We start from the raw sequence: 25076 nt of genomic DNA, 5'->3' as shown, positions 1-25076 counted from the left end.
AGGGAGATTTCTTCAATGGCCGACGGCAATCAGACGATCATGCAAAAAGCTGAAGCCCGCTTTGTCGACAAGCAGAAGAAAACCGCGGAACGCAATAAGGCAACCGCCGAATACATGTCCGAGGCGAGGGCCAGGGAGATCAAGACGGCAAGGCTAAGGGAATTGCGGTTGGCCAAGGAAGAAGCCGATCGCGTGACGGAAGCACTGAACCCGACGCCGAAAAAGAAGCGGGTGGTGAAGAAGGCTGCGGCAACGGGGGTCAAGACATGAGCCTGACATTCCCCAACCGCAGCCGCAGCTATGACGTGGCCGGCAAACGCATTCGCTTCGTTGGCCATGACGGCATGCTCCAGATTTCCTTCTCCGTGGCCGCCGACGCAATGGCCAGGATGCAGCCGGACACCGCCGCCGACGAGGCCGGCTATCTTGCCGCCTTCGACCGGTCGAGTTCCACTATCCACGACGTCGCCGCCAAGGCCTACGGCCGCACCCGCAAGAGCCTGTATGTGCTGACATCGGATGATTTCGGCTGAGACGCAGCCGCAAATCCAGATAAAGCGCGAAGCGATCTTCAGTCCATGAATGCGTCAAGGCGATGAGACGGGGCAGGACTTACACTCAGCCCTCTCCCGGCGCTTGACGTCGCGGACACTCATCTGATCGACCACATATTGGCATTTTGCGGGCTCGTGCCGACCATCACCCTTTGCCTGAGTACTGCAGGCTGACCGGTCAAGACATTGATGATAGCCCAGCCTTGGGGCAAGTCCCTGCGCGGTGCATGATTGGCCATGCGGTGGCTCAGCCTCGCACCACGAAGAAGACCATGCCCAGGACCGCTACCGTCCAGGCGACAACCGAAAGCTTCAGCGCCATGCCGCCATGCGCGGTCAGCATCTCCCGCAGGCGTGCCGCGCTACCCGCCGACACGGCCGGTGCGGCCACCAGGGCGGCGGGTGCCTTGGCGCCCAGTTTTCCAAAGACGGGCAGCGGCGACGGTTCACGCACGAAGTTGACCTCGAATGTCGGGAGTTGGCTCGGCAAACTTGCCCAGGCCCTCCATAGCACCCTTTCGCGAACTCGCTGCATGCCAAATCGGCGCCCGTTGCGGTTCGGCCCGGGAGATACCGGAGTTTCAACTGGCGCACGGCCGCCTGTGAACCGGCTCCGATGGCCGCGGCTCGCCCACAAATCCGATCTCGCCAGCAATAGCCACTTTTCTCTTGAACCGGCCTTTGATGTGGCCTAGCCTCGAGTTGAGAAAAGGTTTTTCCAGACATTCCCGATCGGGTTCGGCCGTTGGGCGGCTCTATTCAAGGAGGTAAGAGAAAACCTTTTCCCAACCAAGGATTTTTGCCGCGATGGCATCGGACGATCAGCCAGTTTCGGTCTTTCCCAAACCCGTCACTTTGCGTGACGTGGCCGCGCAGGCCGGCGTCAGCGTTGCCACCGCATCCAAGGCGCTCAACGATCAAGGGCGCATGACCGCCGAGACCCGCGAACGCATTCGAGAGACGGCGCGCAGCCTGGGCTTCCGGCCCAACAGCCTGGCGCAGAGCCTGCTGAGGCGCCGCTCCTTTACTGTCGGCCTGCTCACCAACGACACCTATGGCCGTTTCTCGCTGCCGCTGATGTCGGGCATTTCGGATGCGCTGGTCGATGCCGGTGTCTCGGTATTCCTGTGCAATGTCGAGGAGGATCCCCGCCTCGGCCAGCTCCATGTCGAGGCCATGCTCGACAAGCGCGTCGACGGCATCATCGCCACCGGCAAGCGCATCGACCGTCATCTGCCGATCGATCTCGCCAATTTGCGCATCCCGGTCATCTACGCCTTCACCCAGCCCGATCCCGACGCGGTCGCCTTCGTTTCCGACGATGCCGGCGGGGCGCGGCTGGCCGTCGAGCATTTCTGCCGGCTCGGCCGCAAACGCATCGCGCATGTCACCGGCCCGGCCAGCTTTGCCGTGGTGCATGAACGGGCGCAGGCCTATCGCGCCGCGCTGATCGAAAACGGCCTGCCGATGAGCGAGCCGTTGCTTGGCGCCTGGTCGGAAGCCTGGGGGCATGAGGCGGTGACGATCCTTTTCGCTGACGGGGAGGAAAAGCCGGACGCCGTCTTCTGCGGCAACGACCAGATCGCGCGCGGCGTCATCGATGCTCTGCGCGAGCGTGGCTTGAGCGTTCCCGGCGATGTCGGCGTCATCGGCTTCGACAATTGGGAGATCGTGGCCGAGGCGACCCGCCCGCCGCTGACCTCGGTCGACATGAACCTGACAGCACTCGGCCGCGAGGCCGGGCTGACCCTGCTTTCCCTGGTCGGCGGCAAGTCCGCCGCGCCGGGCATCAGAAAACTGCCGTGCCGGCTGGTGGTGCGGCAGTCCTGCGGCCGCCTGCCCGATGGCTGACAAAGACGGCTGACAAACGAAGCGCCGCAATCGGCGGCAAGCCGCGCATCGCGGCCAAATGAGGAGGAGGAGAACATGAGGACTTTGATTGCCAAACTGACCCTGACCAGACTGACGCTGACCAGACTGGCCCTGACCAAATTGACGTTGACGGCTGCCGTTCTGGGTTGCGGCCTGCAATTTGCCGCCGCCGAAACCGCCAACATCTGGGTACGTGCCGACGGCTCGAACTTCATGCCGAGGATCGTGGACGCCTTCAACAAGGCCAACAAGGACCAGGTCAAGCTCGACATCATCCCCAATGCCGAGATCATCCCGAAATATGGCGCGGCCGCAGCCGGCGGCACGGCGCCCGACGCGCTGTCGCTCGACCTGATCTACACGCCCTCCTTCGCCGCCGCCGGCCAGTTGGAGGACATCACCGACTGGGCGAAGTCGCTCCCCTATTTCGCCAGCCTGTCGCCCGCTCATGTGAAGACCGGCACCTACAAGGACCGCATTTACGGCCTGCCCTTCTCGGCCGACGCCTCGGTGCTGATCTGGAACAAGAAGCTGTTCAAGCAGGCAGGCCTCGACCCTGAAAAAGGCCCGGCCAACTGGGCCGAGATCGAAGCCGACGCCGAGAAGGTCAACGCGCTTGGCGGCAACATCAAGGGCTTCTACTTCTCCGGCAATTGCGGCGGCTGCAACATCTTCACATTCACGCCGCTGATCTGGGCCTCGGGCGGCGATATCCTGTCGGAGGACGGCTCAAAGGCGACGCTGGACAGCCCGCAACTGCGCGGCGCCATCGATCTCTACCGCTCGATGGTCAAGAAGGATTTGGTTCCGGCGGGCGCGCAGACCGACACCGGCGCCAATTTCTTCGCCGCCTTCGCCGCCGGCAATATCGGGATCTCGCCCTCCGGCGCCTTCGCCATCGGCGCGCTCAATACGCAATATCCTGATGTCGATTACGGCGTCACCTTCCTGCCAGGCAAGGATGGCAACTGGTCGTCCTTTGCCGGCGGCGACAATTTCGTTGTCACCAAGGGCACCAAGAAGCTCGCCGTGGTGAAGGAGTTCCTGGACTTCGCCTATTCGCTCGAAGGCCAGACGATTCTCGCCAAATACGGCAGCCTGCCGGTGCGCGGCGACATCGCCAAGGACGCGCTGAAGGAGCTCGACCCGCGCTACCAGATTGCCGCCGAGGCGATGGCCAAGGGCAAGACGCCGTATTCGGTGGTGTTCAACGACCTGATCAACTCCGCCAACGGCCCGTGGACGCAGATGATCAACGAGGTGTTCTTCGGCGACGACGTCGATGGCGCGATAGCAAACGCCCAAGAGACCATGCAGTCGATCATCGATCAGGCGCCGCGGAAGTAGGCTGGCCGCCTGCCGGCCGCCCGCCTGTCTCCCTGGGCGGGCGGCCGGAAATTCGCATCACTAACGTCAGGGCCATCGCTTTGAGACAAGACCTCCTCATCCGGCCGCTACGCGGCCACCTTCTCCCCGCTGTTGAGAAGAGGCTGCCGCTATGGCTAGCTCTCTCCTCTCCCCTAGGGGAGAGGTCGGATTGCCCCGAATTGCCCTTTGCAATTCGGTTGGCAATTCCAGTGAGGGGGTACTTGGCCAATGCCCTAACAGCATCGGGCGGCCAGCCATGACCACCATTACCGCAACCACTGCCCGCGTCCGCAAACGCGTCGGCGCCGGGCGCCGGCAATGGATTGGCCTGCTCTATGTCGCGCCGGCCGTGGCGCTGGTCATGCTGTTCTTCGTCATCCCGCTCGGCATGACGGCCTGGATGTCGCTGCACAACTGGCCGCTGATGGGCGAGCACTCCTTCATCGGGCTCGGCAATTACTGGGCAATCCTGCGCGACACCAGGTTCTGGAACGCGCTGAGATTCACCGGGTACTACACGCTGATCGTAACCATCGCGATCTTCGCCGTCGCCTTTCCGCTGGCGATCTTCATCGAGCGGCCGCGCCCGTTCACCAACCTCTACCGCACCATGTTCTTCATGCCGGCGGTGGTCGGCTTTGCCTCGGCGAGCCTTTTGTGGTCGTGGCTGCTCAACGTCGATTCCGGCCTGTTCAGCCCCGCCGCCTACGATCTCGGCCTGATCGACAAGAAGTACAACCTGCTCGCCACCTTCCAACCGGCCTTCTGGTCGATCATCGCCATGGTGGTGTGGAAGGTCGCCGGCTTCACCATGATCATCCTGATGACCGGCCTGCAGTCGATTCCGCAGGACCTGCAAGAGGCCGCCGTCATCGATGGCGCCGGGCCGTTCGCGCGGTTCCGGGCGATCACCTTGCCGCTGATGCGCCGCACCCTGGCGCTGGCGCTGATCCTGTCGGTCGCGGGCTCCATCCTTGCCTTCGACCAATTCTACATCATCCTGCGCGGCGGCCCGCGCAACCAGACGCTGACGGCGGTGTACTGGATCTTCAACCAGTCCTTCGTGTCGTTCAAGCTCGGCTATGGCGCGGCACTCTCGATGGTGCTGCTGGTCATCCTGGTGGCGCTCAGCCTCGTCCAGCTCTGGCTGCTGCGCAAACCCGAGGGGCTCGACTGATGGCGCAGGCGATATCGGGCACAGGCAAGCTTGTCGCGCGCTTGGGCAGGCATTCCACCGGCATCGTCGCCTCGGTGCTGTTCGTGGCGCCGATCGTGTGGACGGTGCTGTCGGCCTTCAAGCCGGCGCAGGAGGCGCGCCTGCCGCCGCTGCCGCCCTGGCCGACGACGGGCTTCTCGCTGGAGAACTATCAAACGCTGAACAGTTTCGGCGACGGCCTGTGGGCCTCGGCGCAGAACAGCATCTACGTCTCGGTGATGACGGTCATACTGTCGGTCATCGTCAGCGTACTCGCCGGCTACGGTTTTTCGCGGTTTCGGTTCCCGTTCAAGGACTTGTTCTTCGTCCTCATCCTGTCGACGATCATGATCCCGTTCCAGTCGATCCTGACGCCGATTTTCCTGGTGCTGACCAAGCTTGGCCTGCACAACACGCTGACCGGCCTGGTCGGCGTCTATGTGACGCTGCAGCTGCCGTTCTCGATCTTCATGATGCGCAATGCCTTCGACGCGGTGCCGCGCGAGATCGAGGAGGCCGCGCGCATGGACGGCGCCGGCAACGCCACAATGCTCGTCAAGGTGATGCTGCCGCTGGTCTGGCCTGGTGTCGTCACCATCGCGCTGTTTGCCTTCCTCGGCGCCTGGAACGAATTCCTCGCCGCCCTGGTGCTGATGACCGACCAGTCCAAGTTCACGCTGCCGGTGATGATGACCGCACTTCAGTCCGGCCGCTTTGGCGCCATCGACTGGGGCGCGGTGCAGGCGGGCGTCACCGTGATGATGGTGCCGTGTCTGATCCTGTTCCTGGCTTTGCAGCGCTTCTACATCCGCGGCCTGATGGCCGGGGCCGTCAAGTAATCGACCGAATGGAGAAAGTTCATGACTGCATCGCCATCCGCCAGGCCTGCCAAAGCGTTCCAGCCCAAACTCGCCTTCCGCCCGCTGCCGGTGCCGCAGGTCGACGTGCGCGGCTTCTGGGGCGACCGCGCCGAGGCGGTTGCCACACGCACCGCCGACATCCTTTACGAACGCTGCGTGGCGGCGCGCATGCTGGAGCAGATCGATCCGGACCGCCCCTCGCCGGGCGTCGTCATTCCGTTCCACTCGCCCTCGCCCGACGAGGCGGCCTCCGCCGGCTTCACCGGCTCGACGGTGACCACGCAGATGTTTTGGGATTCCGACCTCGGCAAGACAATCGAGACCGCGGCCTATTCGCTCTACCGGCGCAAGAATCCCGAACTGGAGAAGAAGATCGACGCCGTCATCGACATGTATGGCAGGCTGCAGCAGGAGGACGGCTATCTCTCCAGCTGGTACCAGCGCATCCAGCCGGGCAAGCGCTGGACCAATCTGCGCGACTGCCACGAGCTTTATTGCGCCGGCCACCTCATTGAGGGCGCGGTCGCCTACTACCAGGCGACGGGTAAGCGCAAGCTGCTCGACATCATGTGCCGCTACGCCGATCACATCGCTTCGGTGCTGGGGCCCGAGCCCGGCAAGAAAAAAGGCTATTGCGGCCATGAGGAGATCGAGCTGGCGTTGGTCAAGCTGGCGCGAGTGACGGGCGAACAAAAGTACATGGAACTGGCCAAATACTTCATCGACCAGCGCGGCCAGCAGCCGCACTATTTCGACGAGGAGGCACGCGCCCGAGGCGCCGACCCGAGGGCCTATCATTTCAAGACCTACGAATACAGCCAGTCGCACGTCCCGGTGCGCGAGCAGGACAAGGTCGTCGGCCACGCGGTGCGGGCCATGTATCTTTATTCAGGGATGGCCGACATCGCGACCGAATATGGCGACGACACGCTGCGGGTGGCGCTCGACCGGCTGTGGGACGACCTCACCACCAAAAACCTCTACATCACCGGCGGGCTCGGGCCCTCGGCGCACAATGAGGGCTTCACCAGCGACTACGACCTGCCCAACGAAACCGCCTATGCCGAGACCTGTGCATCTGTCGGGCTGGTGTTCTGGGCGAGCCGCATGCTCGGCATGGGTCCGAACGCCCGCTACGCCGACATGATGGAGCGCGCGCTCTACAACGGCTCGATCTCGGGCCTGTCGCTCGACGGTTCGCTGTTCTTCTACGAGAACCCGCTGGAAAGCCGGGGCAAGCACAACCGCTGGAAATGGCACCGCTGCCCTTGCTGCCCGCCGAATATCGGCCGCATGGTCGCCTCCATCGGCAGTTATTTCTACAGCCTGGCGGACGACGCGCTGGCGGTTCATCTCTATGGCGATTCCACCGCCCGCTTCGACATAGCGGGCACACCGGTGACGCTGGTGCAGGCGAGCCGCTATCCCTGGGACGGCGCCGTCGAGATCAGGGTCGAGCCGCAGGCGCCGGTAGAGTTCACGCTGCACCTGCGTGTGCCGGCTTGGAGCTCCAAGGCCAAGCTCGAGATCAATGGCGAGACGGTCGACCTCGAGGATTTGACCAGTGACGGCTACGCCGCGATCCGGCGCCAATGGAACAAGGGCGACCGTGTCAGGCTCGATCTCGAAATGCCGATCGAACGGCTCTATGCCAATCCCGCGGTCCGGCAGGATGCCGGCCGCGTCGCGCTGTCGCGCGGACCGCTGATCTACTGCGTCGAGGCGACCGACAATGACAATCGCCTGCATCGCCTGACCCTGCCGCGCACGGCCGGCATCGAGGCGCATGACGAACCGGACTTGCTGGGCGGCGTGGTGACGCTTTCAGCCACGGCGCAAGCCGATGCCGGGGATGGCTGGCAGGACGGCCTTTATCGCTCCGAGCCACCGGCCAAGGTCGAGACCCGCCTGACCGCCATCCCCTATTTCGCCTGGGACAACCGCGAGCCCGGCGAGATGCTGGTCTGGCTGCGCGACGGTTGATGCCGGCGGCAACGCCGTGGGGCGGCCGGTTATGTCCCGCTTGACTGGGCGGCGGCGGTCAGCGGCTTTTTCGGCGCCGCTTTCGCGGCGCTGCCGCCGATATGCGCCCAGGCCGGCCGCTCGAACAAGAACATGCCGAAGCCGACGCGCTGGACAACGAAGTAAAGCACGACGGGGCTGACGATCGAAACCAGCAGCACCGCCAGGCTGAGCATGCCCGTGTCGGTCAGCAGGCCGCTTGCCAGCGCCGCGCCGCGAAAAAGCGACATCGGGATGGTGAAGGCGACATAGACGACCAGCGAATGTTCACCCAGCCAGCGCAGCCATTCCATGGCGGGAAATTTCGACAGGAAACCGCCAAGCACGCAAAGCGCCACGGCACCGGCGACGGCCAGGACGAGATGCAGCGGCGGCCATGCCNACCGCCAAGCACGCAAAGCGCCACGGCACCGGCGACGGCCAGGACGAGATGCAGCGGCGGCCATGCCGCCAGCCCCATCTGCATGCCGACCGGCTGCATGGCATAGCCCGGCGAATAGACCAGCAGACCATTGACGACAGCCCACAGGACGAGCCCGGCGACAGCCACCGCCGGGCGGGGTTGCGTCCATTCGACGAGCCGAAATACCAGCGGCGCCATGACGAAGCCAACGTAGAAAAAGACGAAATAGGCCGCGAATTGTTCGACCGCGTAGCTGTCGGGATGCGGCGCCCACATCTGCAGGCCGGCCGCGATCGGGATGACGATCCAGGCGGGCACGGCAAACTGCCGCAGCAGTTTCGCCACGAGGCCGAACACCGCCAGCATGTAGATGAACCACAGGACGCCATAGGGCTGGACGACGGCCATTGCGAGGTCGTGCAGCATGCCGGCGGGATCCCGGCTGAAGATGCCGATCTTCAGCCCGATCGAGATGATCGCCCACAGCACGTAGAAATAGAGGTAGTGAACGACGCGCCGGTCGATATAGCGCCGCCACGGCCGGTCGATCACCTGCGACAGGAACAGCCCCGAGATCAGGAAGAATTCCGGCATCCGAAACGGCGTCGCGAAGCCGATGACATAGTGGAGAAAGCCGACGCCACCCGTATACTCGCCGGTGTTGTAGGCCGAGTACATCATGACCACGAGGATNATAGCGCCGCCACGGCCGGTCGATCACCTGCGACAGGAACAGCCCCGAGATCAGGAAGAATTCCGGCATCCGGAACGGCGTCGCGAAGCCGATGGCATAGTGGAGAAAGCCGACGCCACCCGTATACTCGCCGGTGTTGTAGGCCGAGTACATCATGACCACGAGGATGATCGAGAGGCCTTTGGCCGTGTCCACCCACGGCATGCGCATCGGGCTGCTGTTCATGGCGGCGAATCCAAACCGGCCGGGCCGGCTGGCCAGCCATCATCCCGCGATCTAGCACCATCAAGCTTCCCAGATCGTAAACGCGGCTGTTTTTGCGGTGAGGCTGGCAGCGTCCGCGGGCCGCCGCGTTGAAGTCGTTGCAATCATCTGCCGTCAGCGCCGCCCCTCACCTGCCTGCCGGCATCCTTCTCCCCGTAAACGGGGCGAGGGACGCCGTTGTCGCCGATTTCGCCAATCGCCGGCGTTGCGGAAACAGCATCGGCCTCGCGGTAGCCCTCTCGCCCCGTTCACGGGGAGAGATGTCCGGCAGGACAGTGAGGGGCAGCGCCGACCGTGACCTCTATGCGCAATGAACGATTACTTTCGGGACTTGGATTTGTTCAAAGCCACCGCCGCGCGTACCAGCGCCTTGAAGGCCTCCTCGTCGACCTCCTCGCCTTTCTGGAAATCGATGGCGCGCCGTGTGTTGCCTTCGAGGCTGGAATTGAACAGGCGCGAGGGATCGGGCAGCGCGGCGCCCTTGGCGAAGGTCAGCTTGACGACGGCCTTGTAGGTCTCGCCGGTGCAGATCATGCCGGCATCCTCCCACACCGGCACGCCGCGCCATTTCCACGTCTCGACCACGTCGGGATCGGCTTGATGAATCAGCGCGCGCAGCCGGGCAAGCATCTCGCCTCGCCAGTCGCCCAATTCCTTGATCCTGCCGTCGATCAGCTCGGAGGGAGATTTGCTGTCCTCGGTGGTCGTCATTGTGGTTCTCCTTCGAACTGAAAAATAGAGCGCTTACATGCGTTCGCCAGGCAAGTGGCTGGCCTGCTTCACCCAGGCGCTGAACTGCGCCTCGTCGAACGCGTCGTCCTCATGAATGTTGAGGTAGCGCGTGTCCTGGCTCCTGGATTGGCCTGGCGGCACCGGATCGAGCGACATGCCGCGAAAGAAGGCCACCTTGATGTATCTGGTGAAGCAATGGAAGCTGAGGAACCAGCCTTTCCCCTCGACGCCGTAGAAAGGCGAGTTCCATTTCACCGTTTTGTTCACGCCGGGTACGGCGCGCTCGATGAGCGCGTCGAGCCGCCCGCCCATCTCGCGCTTCCTGCCTGGCATCGCCGCGATATAGGCCTGCACCGGGGCGTCGCCATAACCCTTGGCGATCCGCGGATTGCCGCCGGAAAGCAGCTTAGGCTCAGCCTTGGCCGGGGTCGACTTGGCCATGCGCTTTCCTCCTATCCATTGGCCCGCTGCACGCTGCGTCCCCTGGAAACATAGGGCAGCACGAACATATAGAGGCCGCTGAACAGCATAAGGAAGAGCGGCGGCAGTGGCGAATAAACCACCCAGGCCGGCGGCTGTCCAAACGCCATGGTGACGAAATTGGCGACGACGGTCGCCGTGAAGATGATCGACAGCCAGCGATGCGCTTGCCTGATCCATTTGCTCCAGTTCAATGTTACCTCCCTTGAAAAATGCATGAAACCAGCTGGGCGCTACCAGCGCGCCAGCTGCGTCATCTGGATGAGATTGCCGCAGCCATCGTTGAGCTTGGCGATGGTCGAGCCGGTCACGTCGGTAGGCGCCATGGCAAAGGCACCGCCATTCGCCTTGATGCGCTTATGGTCGCCCTTGATGTCGTCGGTGAAGAGCATCAGCGCCGGCTGGCCCTGCTTGAAGATCGCCTGCTGGTAGGCCTTGGCCGCCGGGTTGTCATTCAGTGCCAGCTGCAATTCGGTCCCTTCGGGCTCTTCGGCCGAGACGACCGTCAGCCAACGGAACGGCCCGTTGCTGAAATCGGCTTTTTTGGTGAAGCCCAGCACGCCGGTGTAGAAGGCAAGCGCCTTTTCCTGATCGTCGACATAGATGCTGGTCAGTTTGATCTTCATCGCTTTTTCTCCATGGTTTTGCCGGCGGAGAACCCGCCCTTTAATATTTCTGCATGGCTTTGAGTTCGAGGCCTCAGTCCGTCCGCGCCAGAAGCTCTTCCAGCTTTTCCAGGAATTGCGGCCAACCCACCTTGGCGCCGCCATAGGCGCGCTTCTGGTCGGGCCGGAAACCGGCCTGCTCCATGCGCAGATGGGTTCCCGTTGGCGTTGGGGTGAGCGTGAAAGTCACCACGCTCCTGAGATCGAACGCTGGATCCTGATGAGCGAGGTTCCAGCTGTAGGACAACCTCTTGTGCGGCTCGACGGCAAGCACCTCGCAGTCCAGCACGCCGCCCCAGTCGGCGCTGATGTTGAAGCGATGGCCGACGGCGGGTTTGAAATCGTTCTTCATCAGCCACTCCTCGATCAGATGCGGTTGCGTCAACGCGCGCCAGAGTTTTTCGGGAGGATGGAAGATTTCCCGCTCGACGACGACAGTGCGGGTCTCCTGGGCACTATCGTTCACTGGTCCATCCTTTTGAGCAAATCCTCGAGGTCGTCGAACCGGCTTTCCCAGAACCCGGCCATGTCGCGTGTCCAGTCCATCAGCGGCGCCAGCGCGGCAAGCTGGGCGCTGTAATGCGTCTGGCGGCCTTCATGGCGGGCGCGCACCAGCCCGGCCTGCTTCAGCACGCCGAGATGCTTCGACACCGCCGGTTGCGAGACGCCGGACTGACTGGTCAGCGCCCCCACCGTCTGCTCTCCCTGGCGGCACAGCCGCTCGAAGATCGCCCGCCGTGTCGGGTCGGCGAGCGTCCTGAAGAGCATGTCATGAGCGTCTGGCATCGCTAATCGATAACCCGTTGGCTATTGGTTGACGTATAACCACAGGGATATATGTTCGTCAAGCGGAAGATTGGAGGGTCCTGAACACGGTGATGGCTAGATGGGGACGTGGCTACGCCCGATCTCCCGCGCCACCAGTTCCTGCAATTGCCACAGATTGCGATCGCGGATGCCGCAGGCGTCGAGATGGCGGATGGTCTCGAACAGATACTGCGCGCCCGAGCCCCAATGGCCGACGGCGGTCGCCAGCGTCGCGGCGACCGAGAGCTTATCCAGTTTGCCGGCATAGCGCGGGTTAGCGGGATCGACGACGAAGCCGAGCGCCAGGCACGGCCCGCTTTCGGTGCTGACCCGCAGCCAGCGGGGCACGTTGACGGCGGGCAGGATGGTCATTTCGCGACGCAGCAGCGCTTCCAGATTGGCGGCTACCGGTTCGGCGATCTCGAACACCATGCCCTGGCACTGGCCGCCACGGTCGAGCGCCATCATCAGGCCGGGCTGCTCGAGCGTGCCGCGAAAGCGCTGCACCGTGAAGCAGAACGACCGGTGCCAGCCCCGCGCCACCGCCCGTTCACCGCCCCTCACCTCGCCCGCTGGCTTCCACAAGAGCGAGCCATAGGCGAACAGCTTCAGCGGCCCGGGCGGCGCCGAGGCCAGGATCTTGTCGCGAAACCGCGCATAGTCGTCATCGGTCATCGGGATCATGCCCGGCACCGGCCCGGCATCCTCCACTGCGCGCAAGGTGCGCGCCACCAGCGCCTCGGTTAGCGCCATCGGCGCCTTTTGTGGCGCTGATTTGCGCGGTGCGGCGGAAATCGGCTTGCTCATTGTCGTGCCTTGGCCATGGCAGCCATGTTGCCGAAGGTTCGGGGATTCTCAAGAGCCAGATGCATTCGAAACCTGGACTCCGCACCTGAGACATCCCGCGCGGCAGCTCTTACGCCTATGACACCAGCGGCATCGGCACCTTGAGCCCGTCGATCAGCGCGTCGCGGAACACCGCGATGGGGTCTACGCTGGCGCGAAGCGGCCGTAAGCAAGCGCTTCGGAACGACATTGCCTCATAAGCGTTGTCGGCCGGGAGGAAGTCATGAACGATGCGCCGGCAACGCCCGTCGGCAGGCCGCTTTCGCCAGGCGAGCTGGTCACCGTGATGTCCCATTTCCATCGCGCCGAGATCGCCCGCATGGCGGGCTGGCGCGACCGCCTCGACCGCACCAGCAATTGGGCGATCACCGTTGTCGCGGCGATGCTGTCGGTGTCGCTGTCGACGGCCAGCGCCCATCACGGCGTGCTGCTGTTCGCCATGCTGCTGGTGCTGCTCTTGTTGTGGATCGAGGCGCGTCGCTACCGCTTCTTCGATGTCTACCGCGCCCGCGTGCGCCAGTTCGAGCGCCATTATTTCGCGCAGATCTTCTCGCCGCAGCCCGACTTTGCCTCCGACTGGCTGCTGATCCTCGGTGAGAGCCTGCGCACGCCAAAATTCCTGGTCTCGCAGCGCGTGGCCCTGGCGCGCCGTTTGCGCCGCAACTACCTGCACATGATGCTGATCCTGCTGCTCGCCTGGATCCTCAAACTGTCGACCCCGAGCCTGATCGACCAAGGCGTGCCGGTCGGCTTTGTCGGCACGATGCGCGAGGCTGTCGGCGCCGCGGCGCTCGGCCCCATTGCGGGCGTTGTCATCGTCACCGCGGTTGCCCTCCTCTATGCCGGACTGCTGGCAGCCGCCTTCCTGACAGCGGGCGACGACGGCGAACTCTCCTTCGGCGACGTTCACGTCTGAGCTCGATATTCTGAACTCGATGCCGAGCCAACACCTCGTGACGGATGGCTGCAACGCAAACCCCAGCCGCGCGTTGTGATGGTCAGTCCGCGGCGGCGTCTTGAAGGGACCCATGATCCACCCACTGGCAACAAGGTCGCACGGCCCCGCGGCCGCCCTTTCGATGGCCGCCGCCCTTTCGCTGGCCACCGCCCTCTCGCTGGCAATTGTCGCCCTCGCCCCGGCGAGCCAGGCGCTGGCCGCGCAGCCTGCCGGCCACGCCTCGGGCATGGGCGGCTCGGCGGAAGGGCTGTTCGTCGCCGAGATCGTGCTCCTGCTTCTGGTCGGCCGTGGCCTTGGCGAGATCTTCCAGCGCTTCGGGCAGCCGGCGATCATGGGCCAGCTGATCGGCGGCATCCTGCTCGGGCCGTCGCTGTTCGGCTGGCTCTGGCCAAGCGCCCAGCATCTGATCTTTTCCACCGATCCGGCGCAGAAAGGCATGATCGATGCCGTCTCGCAGCTTGGCATTCTGCTGCTCCTGCTGCTCACCGGCATGGAGACGGATTTGCGCCTCGTGCGGCGGGTGGGCGCGGCCTGTTTTTCGATCTCGATCACCGGCGTAGTCCTGCCTTTTGCCTGCGGTTTCGCGCTGGCGCGGGTCTTGCCGGATTCGCTTCTGCCCGAGCCGAGCGAGCGCATCGTCGCCGGGCTGTTCCTCGGCACGGCGCTGTCGATCTCCTCGGTGAAAATCGTCGCCATGGTGGTGCGCGAAATGAATTTCATGCGCCGCAATCTCGGCCAGGTCATCGTCTCCTCGGCAATCATCGAGGACACGATCGGCTGGCTGATCATCGCCGTCACTTTCGGCATCGCCACCAATGGCAGCCTGCAGGTGCTGCCGCTCATCACCACGGTGGCCGAAGTGGCGCTGTTCATGGTGTTCTCCTTCACCATCGGCCGCCGTCTGGTCTTCACCCTGATCCGCTGGAGCAACGACTCTTTCCGGAGCGAATACGCCGTCATATCGGTCATTCTCATCATCATGGGCGTGATGGCCCTGATCACCAATCTGATCGGCGTGCACACCGTGCTCGGCGCCTTCGTCGCGGGCATATTGGTCGGGGAATCGCCGATCCTGTCAGATCACATCGAGGGCCAGTTGCGCGGCGTCATCACGGCGCTGTTCATGCCGGTGTTCTTCGGCATGGCCGGCCTGTCCGCGGACCTTACCGTGCTTACCGACCCGACGCTGGCGCTGCTGACGTTGGCGTTGGTGCTGATCGCCAGCATCGGCAAGTTCTCGGGCGCCTTTCTCGGCGGCCGGCTGGCCGGCATGTCTCTGAAGGAGTCTACCGCCGTCGGCAGCGCCATGAACGCGCGCGGCTCGACCGAGGTTATCGTCGCTTCGATCGGCCTGTCGATGAACATCCTCTCCCACAATCTATTCACCATGATCGTCACCATGGCCGTCATCACCACGCTGGCCATGCCGCCGATGCTGCGCTGGGCGCTCGGCCGACTGCCGGTCGGCGACACCGAAAAGCAGCGCGTCGACCGCGAACTGCTCGACGAGCGTGGCTTCGTCTCCAAGCTGGAGCGGTTGCTGCTGCTCGTCGACGACAGCCCGGTCGGAAAATTCACCGCCTATCTCGCCGGCCTCGTCGGCGGCGGCAGCGGCATGCCGACCACGCTGCTCCACCTCAAGGATGGCAAACTGCCCGGCCCTGCCCGCGACAAAGGTCCCGAGCGGGCCTCCAAGCAGGTCAAGAGGGGCGCGGCCAGAAGCGCCAGGGCTGTCAGGAAGGCCGAGGATACACCCGTCGACAAGGTCCACCTCACGGCTCGCACCGAGCTTGAAGCCACCACCGAGACGATCGCGGCGGAAGCCCGCAAGGGCTACGGCCTGCTTCTGGTCGGGCTGGACAACGCGCTGGCCGAAGGCACCTTCAGCGGCACGCTGAACGCCATCACCAGCGGCTTCGACGGCCCGCTCTGCCTGGTGCTGAATGGCGCCAACGCTGATGGCAAGATGCCGATGCTGCGCGCCGGCGCGACCATTCTGGTTCCCGTCAACGGCACCGAGGTAGCCCGGCGCGCGGCCGATTTCGCGCTCGCCTTGGCGCGGCCGCACCGGGCGCGCGTAAAAGTCCTTTATGTCTCGCAGGCCCGCAAGGGCAGCCGGCCAAGCTCGGTTTCGCACCGCCGCGAGGAGGCCGTGCTCAAGGATGTCGCCGATCTCGCCGACCGCTATGGCGTCGCCGTCGAAACCGCGATCAGGACGCGCGCCACGCCCGACAAGGCGATCGCCAGGGAGGCCGCCAAGGGCGCCGCCATGGTGGTGATGGGCGTCACGCAACGGCCGGGCGACGAGCTGTTCTTCGGCGACACGGCGAGCGCGGTGCTGGCCGCCGTCGCCTGCCCGGTCGTGCTTCTGGCCAGCGACCGCGTCCGGCGAACCGAAGCCGCCGCCGAGGAGGCGGCAGCCGAGACTGGGGCTTGATGCCTGTCGGCCTTACGGGAATACGCAACTCCCCAGGGGAAGCGCTGCGCACTTTTCCTGGAATTGCGCCTACAGGCCGAGGAATTGCCGTCCGATCATGTAGCCCAGCGCCGCCGCGACGAGCGGAAACAGCGCCGGCGCGACCTTGCCGAAGAAGGAGACGCTTGTGTCCTTGGGCGGCACATAGCGTCCATTGCCAAGATTCTTGGTCATTGCGTACCCCACGCCATCAGCTAATTAGCAGATGCTTATTGACGCATGGCCGCATTAACGGGTTGCAAAGAAATTCGATCGAAAGCCGGCCATTTGAGTGGATGACTGGCGAATGCGGCTTGGCTTGGCCTGGATCTCGGAAGCGAGTTTGCCCGCGGCATCGCGCAGCCGCCGGGGCATCGGTCGTCGAGCAGCCGATCCGGCCGCTGCTTCAGCTCCCGCCAATAGGCCTGGTCGGCGTCAGGCAGGGCATAGCCCGGCGCGACGCTGGCGAAATAGGCCAGCAGGTCGCGAACATAGTCGCGCGTGAAGCGAGGCGCCCAGCGCTCGACCAGCCATCCCTTGCGGCTGACGACCTCCGGGCCCGCCTGCCGCAGGCGCGCCGGAAGCGTGGAACCGCAATCGGTGCCGAGCACGCCCCGTCGCGAACCCTGCAGCCTGGCGGCCATGAAGCCGCCAGCAGGGCCCGGTCCATGGGCAGGATTTGCAGGATGGTCGAATCGAAATCCTTGACCGCGAAGATGCCGCCCGGCTTCAGCACGCGCCTGGCCGCAACAGGGATAGAAGAGCACCCAGCGGCACCACGCAATGCCCCGCGGGAACCGACGCCGCTCTACGCCGGCAAGGACGGCTCGGTGTTGGGTTCCAGCGCCTCTTCCGCCTCATGGTCGTCTGGAAGCACGTCGCCATGCACCGCCAGTGGCCGGCCGATCCAGATGGGATCGACCAGATGGTCGCGCTTGGGATTGCTCGTGTTCGGGTGGATGAGGATGCTCAGGCCGCCATGGTTCAGCATCAGCCATGGAACCAGCGCGCCGAATATCCCGGTCGCGAAGGAGACCTGGTACATGGCCTTGTCGTGCGGCCCGATCTGTCTGTCGTGCCAATTGCCCAGGCGCACGCGGAATCGTTCCGCGATGCGCAGCCGCAGCCATTCGGCCCGCTGCCGCTCGGCCTGCCCGTCGAAATAGACATGCGCGTGATAGCTGGCGATCTCGGCAAGTGGCCGTGGACTGTCTTGGCTCATCTCGATGCCCTCCTCGCGGCATGTCCCACCATTCAGCCCAAGAACGCGGTTTAGGCAAGGTCACCGACTGCCCGCTCGAGCCGCCGGGAAGATCGGCACCGGCCGGACGCGGTTCTCGCCGACCAGGCATGCGGTGACGCCGCTGGCGCCGCGAGGCTTTCGGCCCCGCGCGCTTCGTGTAGTCTGTTCGTCCCCTTGGAAAATGACAAGATGAACACCGCCGAAACCCTGCCCTATCTGTCTTCCCGGCTGCTCGACCGCCTGTCGATCTCGACAGTCGACATGGTCGGCGAGATCGAACGCCAGATATCAGGCCAGCGGCGCGGCGAGGTCTGGTGCGCGCCGAAGGCGGTCGTGCTGCCGGGCGACGACCGCTACATCATGGCGACGCTGGGCGTCGCCTCCACGCCGCCCGTGCTGGCGACGAAGTCCCTGGTCGTCAACCCCCGCAACGCCGCGCGCGGATTGCCCACGCTCAATTCGCTGATCACGCTGCTCGACGCCGAGACAGGCCTGCCGCTTGCCCTGGTCGACGGCAATTGGGTGACGGAGAAACGCACGGCCGCCTTGAGCGCCGTCGCCGCCAAGCGCATGGCGCGCGGCGATGCGTCTTCGGTCGCCTTCATCGGCTGCGGGGTGCAAGCGCGTGGACATTTAGAGACATTCGCCGACCTCTTCGCCTTGCGCGAAATCCGCGCCTTCGGCCGCGGCGTCGCCAACCGCGACGCGCTGTGCCAAATGGCGCAATCGCGGGGACTGGAAGCAATCCCATGCGACACGGCAAGGGCCTCCATCGAAGGCGCCGACATCGTGGTGACGACGGTGACCCTGGTGCCCAAACCCGCGCCCTTCCTCGACGCAAACTGGCTGAAGCCAGGCAGCTTCGCCGTGATGACCGACCAGGCCCTGCCCTGGCTGCCGCAGACAATGCCCCGCTTCGACCGCATCATCGTCGACGATTTGGAGCAGGAGAGAAATATGGCCAAGCCGATGGTCGACCCGACGCTGGTTGTGGGCGACCTGACGGGGCTGGTGTGTGGGGATTTCGCGGGGAGGCAGGGGCCGGGCGAGACGACGGCGTTTGTGTTCCGGGGGCTGGCAGTGGGGGATTTGGCGGTGGCTGCGCTGGCGTATGGCCGCGCCCAAATGGCTGGGGCGGTTGGGGCGTAGGCGGTGCGGGAGAGCGTCCCGTGTGGCTGGATAGGGCGAGCAGTAAGTCCGCTTTTGGTGAGGGGAAAACGAAAGCGGACCCTTTAAGCTCAAACATCGGATCTCGTTGGGGGCCCCCGGGCATCGTTCTGCGGCATCCATTTTGGCTAATGAGCTGCCCCCACCCGGGCAATTGCCACGAAACCGACGGATTGCATTGCCGCTGCCCCAAGGGGCCAAGCATGCTCGCAATCAAAGTAGTACTAGAGTACGTTCTCAAGCCAAGCTTTTGCCCTTGGAGGTGGGACACCAGCGTATGGAGCGACGGCTCACTGCAATCCTTGCTGCCGACGTGGTCGGATATAGCACGCTCATGGGCGAGGATGAGGTCGGTACGCTTGAACGGCTGAAAAGCTGCCGCCGCGAGTTGATCGACCCTTCGATCAAGGAATTCCGCGGTCGCATGGTCAAACTCATGGGCGACGGGGCACTGGTCGAATTCGCGAGTGTTGTCGATGCAGTCCAGTGCGCCGCAGCGATTCAGCGCCGGATGGCTGCCCGAGACCAGGGCCCCTCCGGCCCACGGCACATCAGGTTTCGTATCGGGGTCAATCTCGGCGACGTCATCGTCGAGGAAAATGACCTATACGGCGATGGCGTAAACATCGCCGCTCGCCTTGAGGCGATGGCCGAGCCAGGCGGAGTCTGCATCTCCGGAACAGCGTTCGATCATGCCGTCCACAAGGTGGACGTCGGCTTTGCCAGTCTTGGCGAGCAGCGCCTCAAGAACATCGCCGATCCGATTCGCGCGTATCGGCTGCTGCTCGATCCCGCTGCCGCGGGCAAGGTCGTGGCCGCGCCACACTGGCCGCGCTCGCGCATTCTGATCCTGGCGAGCGTCGCGGCCCTGGTAGTTGCCGTGCTTGCCGGCATGTTCGCCTGGCAGAAGTTGTCGTTGCCGTCGCGGCCATCGGTCGCCGTGCTGCCGTTTGCGAACCTAGACGGCGATCAAGGCCAGGACTATTTCGTTAACGGCATAACCGAAGACTTGATCACGGATCTCACCAAGCTTTCCGGTCTGGACGTCATCGCACGCAACTCGGTTTTCGCCTACAAGGACAAGCCTGCGGCGGTGGCAGACGTCGCGCGCGACCTTGGGGTCCGCTTTGTCGTCACAGGGAGCGTCCGCCGCACCGGCGATCAGATCCGGCTCAATGCCCAGCTTATCGATGCGGCAACGGGCGATAATCTATGGGCCAACCGGTTCGACCGTGGCATGGCCGGCGTGTTTGCCATCCAGGACGAGATGAGCGGGGAGATCGCCAAGGCCCTTGGCATCCGGGCTTCGGCTGCGGAGAGCGAACGAATGGCGCGTCCGCCGACCGAAAACCTTGAAGCATACGACTTCTATCTTCGTGCAGAGCAGACAGCACGGACCGGTCGGCGCAACGGACTGCGGGAGGCGCTCACGCTCTACGACAAGGCGGAGCAACTCGACCCAGCCTTTGCCGAAGCCTTCGCGGCTGATGCAAGCATGACAGTCTATATCTGGCGCGAATCGTTCAACGACATCATGCAGAGCGCACCGGCCCGCAAGCGTGCCTATGAGAAGGCAAGCCGTGCGCTGCAACTCGACCCAGATCTTTCGTCGCCTTACGCGATTCTTGGCATCATGCAGGTCGTGGATCGCCGCTACGAGGAAGCCATCGCTTCGGTTGAGCGAGCCGTAGCACTTGGCCCCGGCGATGCCGAGACGCAAATAGCCCTGGGATACGTGCAGCTGTTCGCTGGCAATCATGCCGAGGCTGCGGAAGCGGTCGAGACAGCTCTCAGGCTCGATCCCAACCTTTCACCCATCAACCGACAAATTGCCGGTCTGGTCTTTCTCATTCGAGGAAGCAACGACAAGGCGATTGAGGCGCTCGAACGCACCCGCAACGATGCGCCATCAGTCGGAGATTTCACGATCACGCTTGGTGCCGCCTACGCTCGCGCCGGCCGCCTTCAGGATGCCAGGGCGGCGGTCGCCGAGGGAATGGGTGCCATGTCGACACCGGGGTTCGATTCATTGTCCGCATACCGGCTCAACGGTGCCCAGTACCGTAGCCCGCAGGATTTGGCTCTCATCATCGACGCGTTACAGCAGGCGGGCTTGCCCGAATGGCCGTTTGCCTTTACCGGCGACGAGCAGAATCGATTGAAGGGCAAAGAGATCGCCTCGTTGGTGCTGGGCCATACGCTGCAAGGCAAGCTTGAGCCCGGTCTCCAACCAGCCTTCCTGCAGATAGGCAGCGACGGCAAGGCAGCCTTCCGCTCTACGACGCGGCTAGTCACCGAGACTGTTCGTCTGGATGGCGACCTGTTGTGCGAGCTAAGCGAGAATATGTTCGGGCGCCCCGACTGCGGACCTGTCTACAAACGCCGCGACGATGCCGTCAACGGCTATTCCTTTGTCAATTCAAGCAAGGTGTTTCACTTCACTGTAGTCCAGTAGGCGGACTTGGTATCAGTGATACTTATCGAGCTTCAGGTTGGCGACGACCTTCGGCCAGTTAGCGTCGGCTTTCGGTATTTCTTCATCCGCGCGCGCAGCGAAACTGTCCGCATTGCCGACGTCGTAGACCAGGTAGAGCTTACCGTCGATAATCTTGAACGCTTCCGGATCGACATTAATCGTGACCCCTCCCCCTACGACTTCGCCAGCACAGTAGCCGCCATATTGAGGAGCGTACTTGACCGGCTCGCTCATGAACATTTCCTGGTGTTTCTTGCTGGCGAAATGCCAAGGTGTTCCCAGCCATTCATAAGTGAATTCTTCGGAGCCCTTTACGGCCTTGCCATCAGTGAAGTAAGCAACCGTATCGTAGCCCATGATCGCCACCCCGCCGAAATAGCCAGTGTTTACCGATCCGTCAGCCCAGGCCGATCCCGCGCCGGCGACCGCAGCTGCCGCGACCAGGGCAGCCGCCCCCAAATTCCGAACCAGCCGCGACTTGATCATCGTGCTCATCTGCATCCTCCGTTAATCGTGGATCTCCGCGCACTTTGCCGCATTAGCCTCGCCAAGGATCTTGGCCTGGCAGGTAGCACCATGGCGCTTGAACAGTCGTAATATATCGGTGTTGCCCTTCCAGAATGCGCGCGTTGTCGGCATGTAGCCATGCCCCTCGGGATGGTTCACATCGGCACCTTTCCCAATAAGGAATTCGGCCAATTCCAGGTGGTTTTCCTCGCCAGCCACCAACAACGGCGTAGCGCCCGCCTTATTGACGGCATCGTCGAGCACCGCGCCTTTTTCCAGCAGCAGCTTGGCGATCGGCAGGCTGCCCGAGAAGGCCGCCGCATGAAGGGGGGTAAAGCCGCCCGAGTTACGCGCCATCACGTCGGCGCCCTTGCCCAGCAGGAATTCGGCGATTTCGGGCTGGTTGTCGAGCGCGGCAGCGATGAGGAGGGTTGCCTGGTCGCGCGCCCGGCTGTCGACCTCGGCACCGTTTGCCAGGGCTTGCTCCACGGCGCCCTGGTCGCCTGCGGCGACAGACTCGAACAATTGCTCACCTGCGGCTGCTGTTGTAGCCGCCAATACCAGCATACCCAGTGCCAGCAGTCCGCGCATAACGCCGTGGTAGCATATTAGCTTGGAGTCATACAAGCGCCTTTGGGCTCACCAGGAGGATGCCGACGTGCGATCCAGCCGGGCATAGCGAACGCGGCCCAAGTGGAAGAGGCGCAGGGCTTTGGCTTCGACTAGGGCCACAGTTTTGGTTTGGCTTGAAAATCCGACTACCGGTCGTGGGCGGCCCCATGGAAACTTGTCTAGTTCCGCGATTGGACGGCCGGCAACCGCAAACGTAGCCGTTCACTGGGATTCCGCTTTCCGGATGCGACTATGGTCTGCTCAACGACTGACATTGGGCGCGAAGGTGACATCTATACCTCGCATCCTCTCCCTCACCCACCAGCCAGTCTCGGCAGCAAAAAAATCTCCGCCCCCGGCGGCAGCTTCTTCGCCCACGTGTCCCTGTAAATCACCCCGTCGATCGCCACCGCGATCCCGCGATCGATCCACGGCTCGAAGCCGGGATACTGTTCAGCCAGTTTCCTGAACAGCTCCCTGATGTCCTTGGCCTCGACCTCGACCTTGCTCTTGCCGCCGGCGAGCTGGCTCAGCGCACCCCATAGGGTGACTTCGACCATCGCCTGCCCCTATTCCTGATGGAGTATGATGTTATCCGAAAACCGCTTCGCACTTTTCGGCATCATGCTCTTAGCCTTCCCGTTCCGCCTCGATCGCCGCCAGGATGCGCGGCGGCGACATCGGGATGTGGGTCATGCGCACGCCGGCCGCGTTCGACACCGCGTTGGCGATCGCCGCCAGCGGCGGCACGATCGAGGTTTCGCCGACGCCGCGCACGCCATAGGGGTGGTTGGGGTTGGGGATTTCCAAGATCTGCGTGTCGATCATCGGCAGGTCGGAGCACACCGGGATGCGGTAGTCGAGGAAGCCGGCGTTCTGCAGCCGGCCGTCCTTGCCGTAAATATACTCCTCGTTGAGCGCCCAGCCGATGCCTTGCGCGGCCCCGCCCTGGTACTGGCCCTCGACATAGGTCGGGTGCACCGCCTTGCCGGCATCCTGCACCACCGTGTAGCGGATCACCTTGGTCGAACCCGTCTCGGGGTCGACCTCGACGTCGCATATATGGGTGGCGAAGGAGACCCCGGCGCCGTCGGCGACGAGCTCGCTATGGCCGGCGATCGGCCCACCCGTGGTGCCCGATTTGGCGGCGATCTCCTTCAGCGACAGCTTGCCGAGATTGCCGTGCTTCTCGCCCTTGGCGACCGCGTGGCCCTGCTCCCAGATCACGTCGTCGACCGAGATGTCCCACATCAGCGCGGCGCGCTCGCGCAGGATCTTGATCGCGTTGCGGGCGGCCGAGATCGTCGCCATCGAGGACGAGAATGTGCCGCGGCTGCCGTCGGTCATGTCGTTGTAACCGAGGGAAGAGGTGTCGGCGACCACCGCCTTGAGCTGGGAATAGTCGATGCCGAGCTCCTCCGCCGCGACCAGCGACAGCGACGCGCGGGAACCGCCGACGTCGACCGTACCCACGGCTAGCGACACCGAGCCGTCCATGCCGATGTTTAAGTCCACGCAGGTCTGGCCGCCGAAATTGAACCAGAAGCCGCAGGCCATGCCCCTGCCCTGGTTCTCCTTCAGCGGCGCCTTCATGTGCGCATGGCTCTTCACCGCTTCAAGCGTCGGGCCGATGCCGATCGGGCCGTAGACCGGGCCGTAGGAGGAGCGCGTGCCTTCCTGCGCGGCGTTCCTGATGCGGAACTCGACCGGATCCATGCCGAGCTCCTTGGCGAGCTCATCGACGGCACTTTCCACCGCGAAGGCCGCCATCGGCGCCGAGGGGGCGCGATAGGCGGCGGTCTTCGGCCGGTTGACCAGCACTTCGTAGCCCACCGTCTTGACGTTATCGAGCTTGTAGCAGGCGAACGCCGTCATGGCGCCGATCTCGGCCCAGGAACCGGCATAGGGGCCCGCGCTGTAGCGCAGCGTCGCTTCGGCCGCCGTGATGGTGCCGTCCTTGCGCGCGCCGATCTTGACGTCGATCGAGGTGGCGCTCGTCGGGCCCGAGGCGCGGAACACCTCGTCGCGGGTCATCACCAGCTTCACCGGGCGCCCGGCCTTGCGCGACAGAGCGAGCGCCACCGGCTCGGCCCAGACATGGGTCTTGCCGCCGAAACCGCCGCCGATCTCGGAAGAGGTGACGCGCAGCTTCGAGGCTTCCATGCCGAGCAACTGCGCGCAGTGCTGGCGGTAGACGAAATGGCCTTGCGTGCAGACCCAGAGATCAGCGGTGCCGTCGGAGCTGACATTGGCCACGCAGGCGTGCGGCTCGATATAGCCCTGGTGCGTCTGCTCGGTCTTGAACGAGCGCTCGACGATGAAATCGGCTGCCCCAAAACCCTGATGGACGTCGCCATGGCCGAATTGCGAGCGCTTGGTGACGTTGGACGGCTTGACCGGCTTTTCCTCAAGCCCTTCGGTGAAGATCGTGTCGTTGATCAGCGGCGCGTGGTGCGCCATCGCCTCGTCGACGTCGGTGACATGCGGCAGCACCTCGTAGTCGACCTCGATCAGCTTCAGCGCCTGCCTTGCCGTGCGGGCATCGATCGCCGCCACCGCGGCCACCGCATGGCCGTCATAGAGCGCCTTGGTGCGCGCCATGCAATTGTCGAGGATGTCGTACATGGCGGCATCGCCATCGGTGAGGTCGGGCAGGTCGGCGGCGGTGATCACCGCCTTGACGCCCGCAAGCGCTTCCGCCTTCGAAGTGTCGATCTTGCGGATCTTGGCATGGGCGTGCGGGCTGCGCAGCACGCGGCCGACCAGCTGGCCGGCCATGTTGAAGTCGGCGCCGTAGCGGGCGCGGCCGGTCACCTTGTCGACACCGTCGGGACGGATCGGGCGCGTGCCGACGGATGCGAATTTACGTCCCGAAAAACGCGGATCGAAATTCATC

General features: G+C 64.0%; 29 protein-coding genes. 12 read left to right on the top strand and 17 right to left on the bottom strand.

Going from position 1 to position 25076, the window contains the following annotated elements:
- Window positions 1–15: 15 nt before the first annotated feature.
- Together X742_RS148710 and X742_RS148715 are read left to right on the top strand one after the other, a co-directional pair.
- Entirely contained in the window at window positions 16–270 is a 255-nt protein-coding gene (locus X742_RS148710; RefSeq protein WP_023773627.1) for a hypothetical protein, read from the top strand.
- Window positions 267–533, top strand: coding sequence for a DUF1488 domain-containing protein (locus X742_RS148715; protein ID WP_023773626.1), 267 nt, complete (start codon window positions 267–269; stop codon window positions 531–533). Before X742_RS148710 ends, X742_RS148715 begins: the two co-directional genes overlap by 4 nt.
- A 268-nt stretch (window positions 534–801) precedes the next feature.
- On the opposite strand, the gene X742_RS148720 is transcribed toward X742_RS148715, so the two are convergent.
- The gene (locus X742_RS148720; RefSeq protein WP_023773625.1) at window positions 802–1044 is read right to left on the bottom strand and encodes a hypothetical protein; all 243 of its coding nucleotides are present in this window, start codon (window positions 1042–1044) and stop codon (window positions 802–804) included.
- A gap of 317 nt (window positions 1045–1361) precedes the next feature.
- Here X742_RS148720 and X742_RS148725 point away from each other — a divergent pair, with 317 nt between their 5' ends.
- From X742_RS148725 to X742_RS148745, 5 genes are all read left to right on the top strand, one after another.
- Window positions 1362–2405, top strand: a complete 1044-nt coding sequence (locus X742_RS148725; RefSeq protein WP_023773624.1) for a LacI family DNA-binding transcriptional regulator — start codon at window positions 1362–1364, stop codon at window positions 2403–2405.
- Between the two features lie 75 nt (window positions 2406–2480).
- Window positions 2481–3773 carry a sugar ABC transporter substrate-binding protein gene (locus X742_RS148730; protein WP_023773623.1) on the top strand — a complete coding sequence of 431 codons (1293 nt, stop codon included), beginning with the start codon at window positions 2481–2483 and terminating at the stop codon, window positions 3771–3773.
- A 277-nt stretch (window positions 3774–4050) separates the two neighbouring features.
- The gene (locus X742_RS148735; RefSeq protein WP_023773622.1) at window positions 4051–4971 is read left to right on the top strand and encodes a sugar ABC transporter permease; all 921 of its coding nucleotides are present in this window, start codon (window positions 4051–4053) and stop codon (window positions 4969–4971) included.
- Complete coding sequence (locus X742_RS148740) at window positions 4971–5828, top strand: carbohydrate ABC transporter permease (protein WP_023773621.1); 858 nt, start codon at window positions 4971–4973, stop codon at window positions 5826–5828. Before X742_RS148735 ends, X742_RS148740 begins: the two co-directional genes overlap by 1 nt.
- Window positions 5829–5849: 21 nt before the next feature.
- On the top strand, window positions 5850–7832 hold the full coding sequence (locus X742_RS148745) for a glycoside hydrolase family 127 protein (protein WP_023773620.1): 1983 nt from the start codon (window positions 5850–5852) through the stop codon (window positions 7830–7832).
- Window positions 7833–7861: 29 nt separating this feature from the next.
- On the opposite strand, the gene X742_RS1000000174865 is transcribed toward X742_RS148745, so the two are convergent.
- Together X742_RS1000000174865 and X742_RS08905 are read right to left on the bottom strand one after the other, a co-directional pair.
- Window positions 7862–8101 (bottom strand): hypothetical protein, encoded by a 240-nt coding sequence (locus tag X742_RS1000000174865; RefSeq protein WP_023773619.1) that lies wholly within the window; start codon window positions 8099–8101, stop codon window positions 7862–7864.
- Window positions 8059–8955: an acyltransferase family protein gene (locus tag X742_RS08905; protein WP_023773618.1), complete on the bottom strand. Its 897-nt coding sequence runs from the start codon at window positions 8953–8955 to the stop codon at window positions 8059–8061. The genes X742_RS1000000174865 and X742_RS08905 overlap by 43 nt, the downstream gene beginning before the upstream one ends.
- Window positions 8956–9122: 167 nt before the next feature.
- Here X742_RS08905 and X742_RS1000000176565 point away from each other — a divergent pair, with 167 nt between their 5' ends.
- Window positions 9123–9248 (top strand): hypothetical protein, encoded by a 126-nt coding sequence (locus X742_RS1000000176565; RefSeq protein ID WP_280800196.1) that lies wholly within the window; start codon window positions 9123–9125, stop codon window positions 9246–9248.
- Window positions 9249–9550: 302 nt separating this feature from the next.
- Here X742_RS1000000176565 and X742_RS148750 read toward each other — a convergent pair whose 3' ends face one another.
- The 7 genes from X742_RS148750 to X742_RS148780 form a co-directional block, all read right to left on the bottom strand.
- Complete coding sequence (locus X742_RS148750) at window positions 9551–9943, bottom strand: DUF1801 domain-containing protein (protein ID WP_023773616.1); 393 nt, start codon at window positions 9941–9943, stop codon at window positions 9551–9553.
- 33 nt (window positions 9944–9976) lie between these two features.
- On the bottom strand, window positions 9977–10405 hold the full coding sequence (locus X742_RS148755) for a DUF1801 domain-containing protein (RefSeq protein ID WP_023773615.1): 429 nt from the start codon (window positions 10403–10405) through the stop codon (window positions 9977–9979).
- An 11-nt stretch (window positions 10406–10416) separates the two neighbouring features.
- A complete protein-coding gene (locus X742_RS148760; protein WP_023773614.1) occupies window positions 10417–10638 on the bottom strand; it encodes a hypothetical protein in 222 nt (73 codons plus the stop codon).
- Window positions 10639–10677: 39 nt separating this feature from the next.
- Complete coding sequence (locus X742_RS148765) at window positions 10678–11070, bottom strand: VOC family protein (RefSeq protein WP_023773613.1); 393 nt, start codon at window positions 11068–11070, stop codon at window positions 10678–10680.
- Window positions 11071–11143: 73 nt separating this feature from the next.
- Window positions 11144–11575 (bottom strand): SRPBCC domain-containing protein, encoded by a 432-nt coding sequence (locus X742_RS148770; RefSeq protein ID WP_023773612.1) that lies wholly within the window; start codon window positions 11573–11575, stop codon window positions 11144–11146.
- A complete protein-coding gene (locus X742_RS148775; protein ID WP_031248173.1) occupies window positions 11572–11895 on the bottom strand; it encodes a metalloregulator ArsR/SmtB family transcription factor in 324 nt (107 codons plus the stop codon). The genes X742_RS148770 and X742_RS148775 overlap by 4 nt, the downstream gene beginning before the upstream one ends.
- 96 nt (window positions 11896–11991) lie before the next feature.
- Window positions 11992–12723 carry a gamma-glutamylcyclotransferase gene (locus X742_RS148780; RefSeq protein WP_023773610.1) on the bottom strand — a complete coding sequence of 244 codons (732 nt, stop codon included), beginning with the start codon at window positions 12721–12723 and terminating at the stop codon, window positions 11992–11994.
- A gap of 262 nt (window positions 12724–12985) precedes the next feature.
- On the opposite strand from X742_RS148780, the gene X742_RS148785 reads away from it, so the two are divergent.
- Both X742_RS148785 and X742_RS148790 read left to right on the top strand, forming a co-directional pair.
- Window positions 12986–13678, top strand: coding sequence for a DUF2270 domain-containing protein (locus X742_RS148785; RefSeq protein ID WP_023773609.1), 693 nt, complete (start codon window positions 12986–12988; stop codon window positions 13676–13678).
- A gap of 112 nt (window positions 13679–13790) precedes the next feature.
- Entirely contained in the window at window positions 13791–16157 is a 2367-nt protein-coding gene (locus X742_RS148790) for a cation:proton antiporter (RefSeq protein ID WP_031248172.1), read from the top strand.
- Window positions 16158–16226: 69 nt separating this feature from the next.
- Here X742_RS148790 and X742_RS1000000174860 read toward each other — a convergent pair whose 3' ends face one another.
- From X742_RS1000000174860 to X742_RS148795, 3 genes are all read right to left on the bottom strand, one after another.
- A complete protein-coding gene (locus X742_RS1000000174860; RefSeq protein WP_023773607.1) occupies window positions 16227–16370 on the bottom strand; it encodes a hypothetical protein in 144 nt (47 codons plus the stop codon).
- A 35-nt stretch (window positions 16371–16405) separates the two neighbouring features.
- Window positions 16406–16819 (bottom strand): hypothetical protein, encoded by a 414-nt coding sequence (locus X742_RS1000000175885; protein WP_023773606.1) that lies wholly within the window; start codon window positions 16817–16819, stop codon window positions 16406–16408.
- Window positions 16820–16983: 164 nt separating this feature from the next.
- Complete coding sequence (locus X742_RS148795; protein WP_023773605.1) at window positions 16984–17397, bottom strand: DOPA 4,5-dioxygenase family protein; 414 nt, start codon at window positions 17395–17397, stop codon at window positions 16984–16986.
- A 210-nt stretch (window positions 17398–17607) separates the two neighbouring features.
- Between X742_RS148795 and X742_RS148800 the strand changes: the two genes are divergently transcribed.
- The gene (locus X742_RS148800; RefSeq protein ID WP_031248171.1) at window positions 17608–18567 is read left to right on the top strand and encodes an ornithine cyclodeaminase family protein; all 960 of its coding nucleotides are present in this window, start codon (window positions 17608–17610) and stop codon (window positions 18565–18567) included.
- Window positions 18568–18862: 295 nt separating this feature from the next.
- The gene (locus X742_RS148805; RefSeq protein WP_023773603.1) at window positions 18863–21040 is read left to right on the top strand and encodes an adenylate/guanylate cyclase domain-containing protein; all 2178 of its coding nucleotides are present in this window, start codon (window positions 18863–18865) and stop codon (window positions 21038–21040) included.
- Window positions 21041–21052: 12 nt separating this feature from the next.
- Here the strand turns inward: X742_RS148805 and X742_RS148810 are convergent, their stop codons facing one another.
- The 4 genes from X742_RS148810 to X742_RS148825 form a co-directional block, all read right to left on the bottom strand.
- A complete protein-coding gene (locus X742_RS148810; RefSeq protein ID WP_023784889.1) occupies window positions 21053–21556 on the bottom strand; it encodes a YHS domain-containing (seleno)protein in 504 nt (167 codons plus the stop codon).
- Window positions 21557–21568: 12 nt separating this feature from the next.
- Window positions 21569–22159, bottom strand: a complete 591-nt coding sequence (locus X742_RS148815; protein WP_031241752.1) for an ankyrin repeat domain-containing protein — start codon at window positions 22157–22159, stop codon at window positions 21569–21571.
- A gap of 335 nt (window positions 22160–22494) precedes the next feature.
- The gene (locus X742_RS148820) at window positions 22495–22740 is read right to left on the bottom strand and encodes a MoaD/ThiS family protein (RefSeq protein WP_023773600.1); all 246 of its coding nucleotides are present in this window, start codon (window positions 22738–22740) and stop codon (window positions 22495–22497) included.
- A 70-nt stretch (window positions 22741–22810) separates the two neighbouring features.
- A complete protein-coding gene (locus X742_RS148825) occupies window positions 22811–25075 on the bottom strand; it encodes a xanthine dehydrogenase family protein molybdopterin-binding subunit (protein WP_023773599.1) in 2265 nt (754 codons plus the stop codon).
- Between the last annotated feature and the right edge of the window lies 1 nt (window position 25076).

Origin of the sequence: Mesorhizobium sp. LNHC229A00 (genome assembly GCF_000502415.1) — a bacterium.
In the GTDB taxonomy this organism is placed as follows: domain Bacteria; phylum Pseudomonadota; class Alphaproteobacteria; order Rhizobiales; family Rhizobiaceae; genus Mesorhizobium.
This window is presented reverse-complemented; position numbering and strand designations above follow the sequence as displayed.

Coding starts and splice junctions, on each gene's coding strand:
- X742_RS148710 (WP_023773627.1), top strand. CDS start 16: ATGGCCGACGGCAATCAGACGATCATGCAAAAAGCTGAAGCCCGCTTT.
- X742_RS148715 (WP_023773626.1), top strand. CDS start 267: ATGAGCCTGACATTCCCCAACCGCAGCCGCAGCTATGACGTGGCCGGC.
- X742_RS148725 (WP_023773624.1), top strand. CDS start 1,362: ATGGCATCGGACGATCAGCCAGTTTCGGTCTTTCCCAAACCCGTCACT.
- X742_RS148730 (WP_023773623.1), top strand. CDS start 2,481: ATGAGGACTTTGATTGCCAAACTGACCCTGACCAGACTGACGCTGACC.
- X742_RS148735 (WP_023773622.1), top strand. CDS start 4,051: ATGACCACCATTACCGCAACCACTGCCCGCGTCCGCAAACGCGTCGGC.
- X742_RS148740 (WP_023773621.1), top strand. CDS start 4,971: ATGGCGCAGGCGATATCGGGCACAGGCAAGCTTGTCGCGCGCTTGGGC.
- X742_RS148745 (WP_023773620.1), top strand. CDS start 5,850: ATGACTGCATCGCCATCCGCCAGGCCTGCCAAAGCGTTCCAGCCCAAA.
- X742_RS1000000174865 (WP_023773619.1), bottom strand. CDS start 8,101: ATGTCGCTTTTTCGCGGCGCGGCGCTGGCAAGCGGCCTGCTGACCGAC.
- X742_RS1000000176565 (WP_280800196.1), top strand. CDS start 9,123: ATGACCACGAGGATGATCGAGAGGCCTTTGGCCGTGTCCACCCACGGC.
- X742_RS148750 (WP_023773616.1), bottom strand. CDS start 9,943: ATGACGACCACCGAGGACAGCAAATCTCCCTCCGAGCTGATCGACGGC.
- X742_RS148755 (WP_023773615.1), bottom strand. CDS start 10,405: ATGGCCAAGTCGACCCCGGCCAAGGCTGAGCCTAAGCTGCTTTCCGGC.
- X742_RS148765 (WP_023773613.1), bottom strand. CDS start 11,070: ATGAAGATCAAACTGACCAGCATCTATGTCGACGATCAGGAAAAGGCG.
- X742_RS148775 (WP_031248173.1), bottom strand. CDS start 11,895: ATGCCAGACGCTCATGACATGCTCTTCAGGACGCTCGCCGACCCGACA.
- X742_RS148780 (WP_023773610.1), bottom strand. CDS start 12,723: ATGAGCAAGCCGATTTCCGCCGCACCGCGCAAATCAGCGCCACAAAAG.
- X742_RS148785 (WP_023773609.1), top strand. CDS start 12,986: ATGAACGATGCGCCGGCAACGCCCGTCGGCAGGCCGCTTTCGCCAGGC.
- X742_RS148790 (WP_031248172.1), top strand. CDS start 13,791: ATGATCCACCCACTGGCAACAAGGTCGCACGGCCCCGCGGCCGCCCTT.
- X742_RS1000000174860 (WP_023773607.1), bottom strand. CDS start 16,370: ATGACCAAGAATCTTGGCAATGGACGCTATGTGCCGCCCAAGGACACA.
- X742_RS1000000175885 (WP_023773606.1), bottom strand. CDS start 16,819: ATGGCCGCCAGGCTGCAGGGTTCGCGACGGGGCGTGCTCGGCACCGAT.
- X742_RS148795 (WP_023773605.1), bottom strand. CDS start 17,397: ATGAGCCAAGACAGTCCACGGCCACTTGCCGAGATCGCCAGCTATCAC.
- X742_RS148800 (WP_031248171.1), top strand. CDS start 17,608: ATGAACACCGCCGAAACCCTGCCCTATCTGTCTTCCCGGCTGCTCGAC.
- X742_RS148805 (WP_023773603.1), top strand. CDS start 18,863: ATGGAGCGACGGCTCACTGCAATCCTTGCTGCCGACGTGGTCGGATAT.
- X742_RS148810 (WP_023784889.1), bottom strand. CDS start 21,556: ATGAGCACGATGATCAAGTCGCGGCTGGTTCGGAATTTGGGGGCGGCT.
- X742_RS148815 (WP_031241752.1), bottom strand. CDS start 22,159: ATGCGCGGACTGCTGGCACTGGGTATGCTGGTATTGGCGGCTACAACA.
- X742_RS148820 (WP_023773600.1), bottom strand. CDS start 22,740: ATGGTCGAAGTCACCCTATGGGGTGCGCTGAGCCAGCTCGCCGGCGGC.
- X742_RS148825 (WP_023773599.1), bottom strand. CDS start 25,075: ATGAATTTCGATCCGCGTTTTTCGGGACGTAAATTCGCATCCGTCGGC.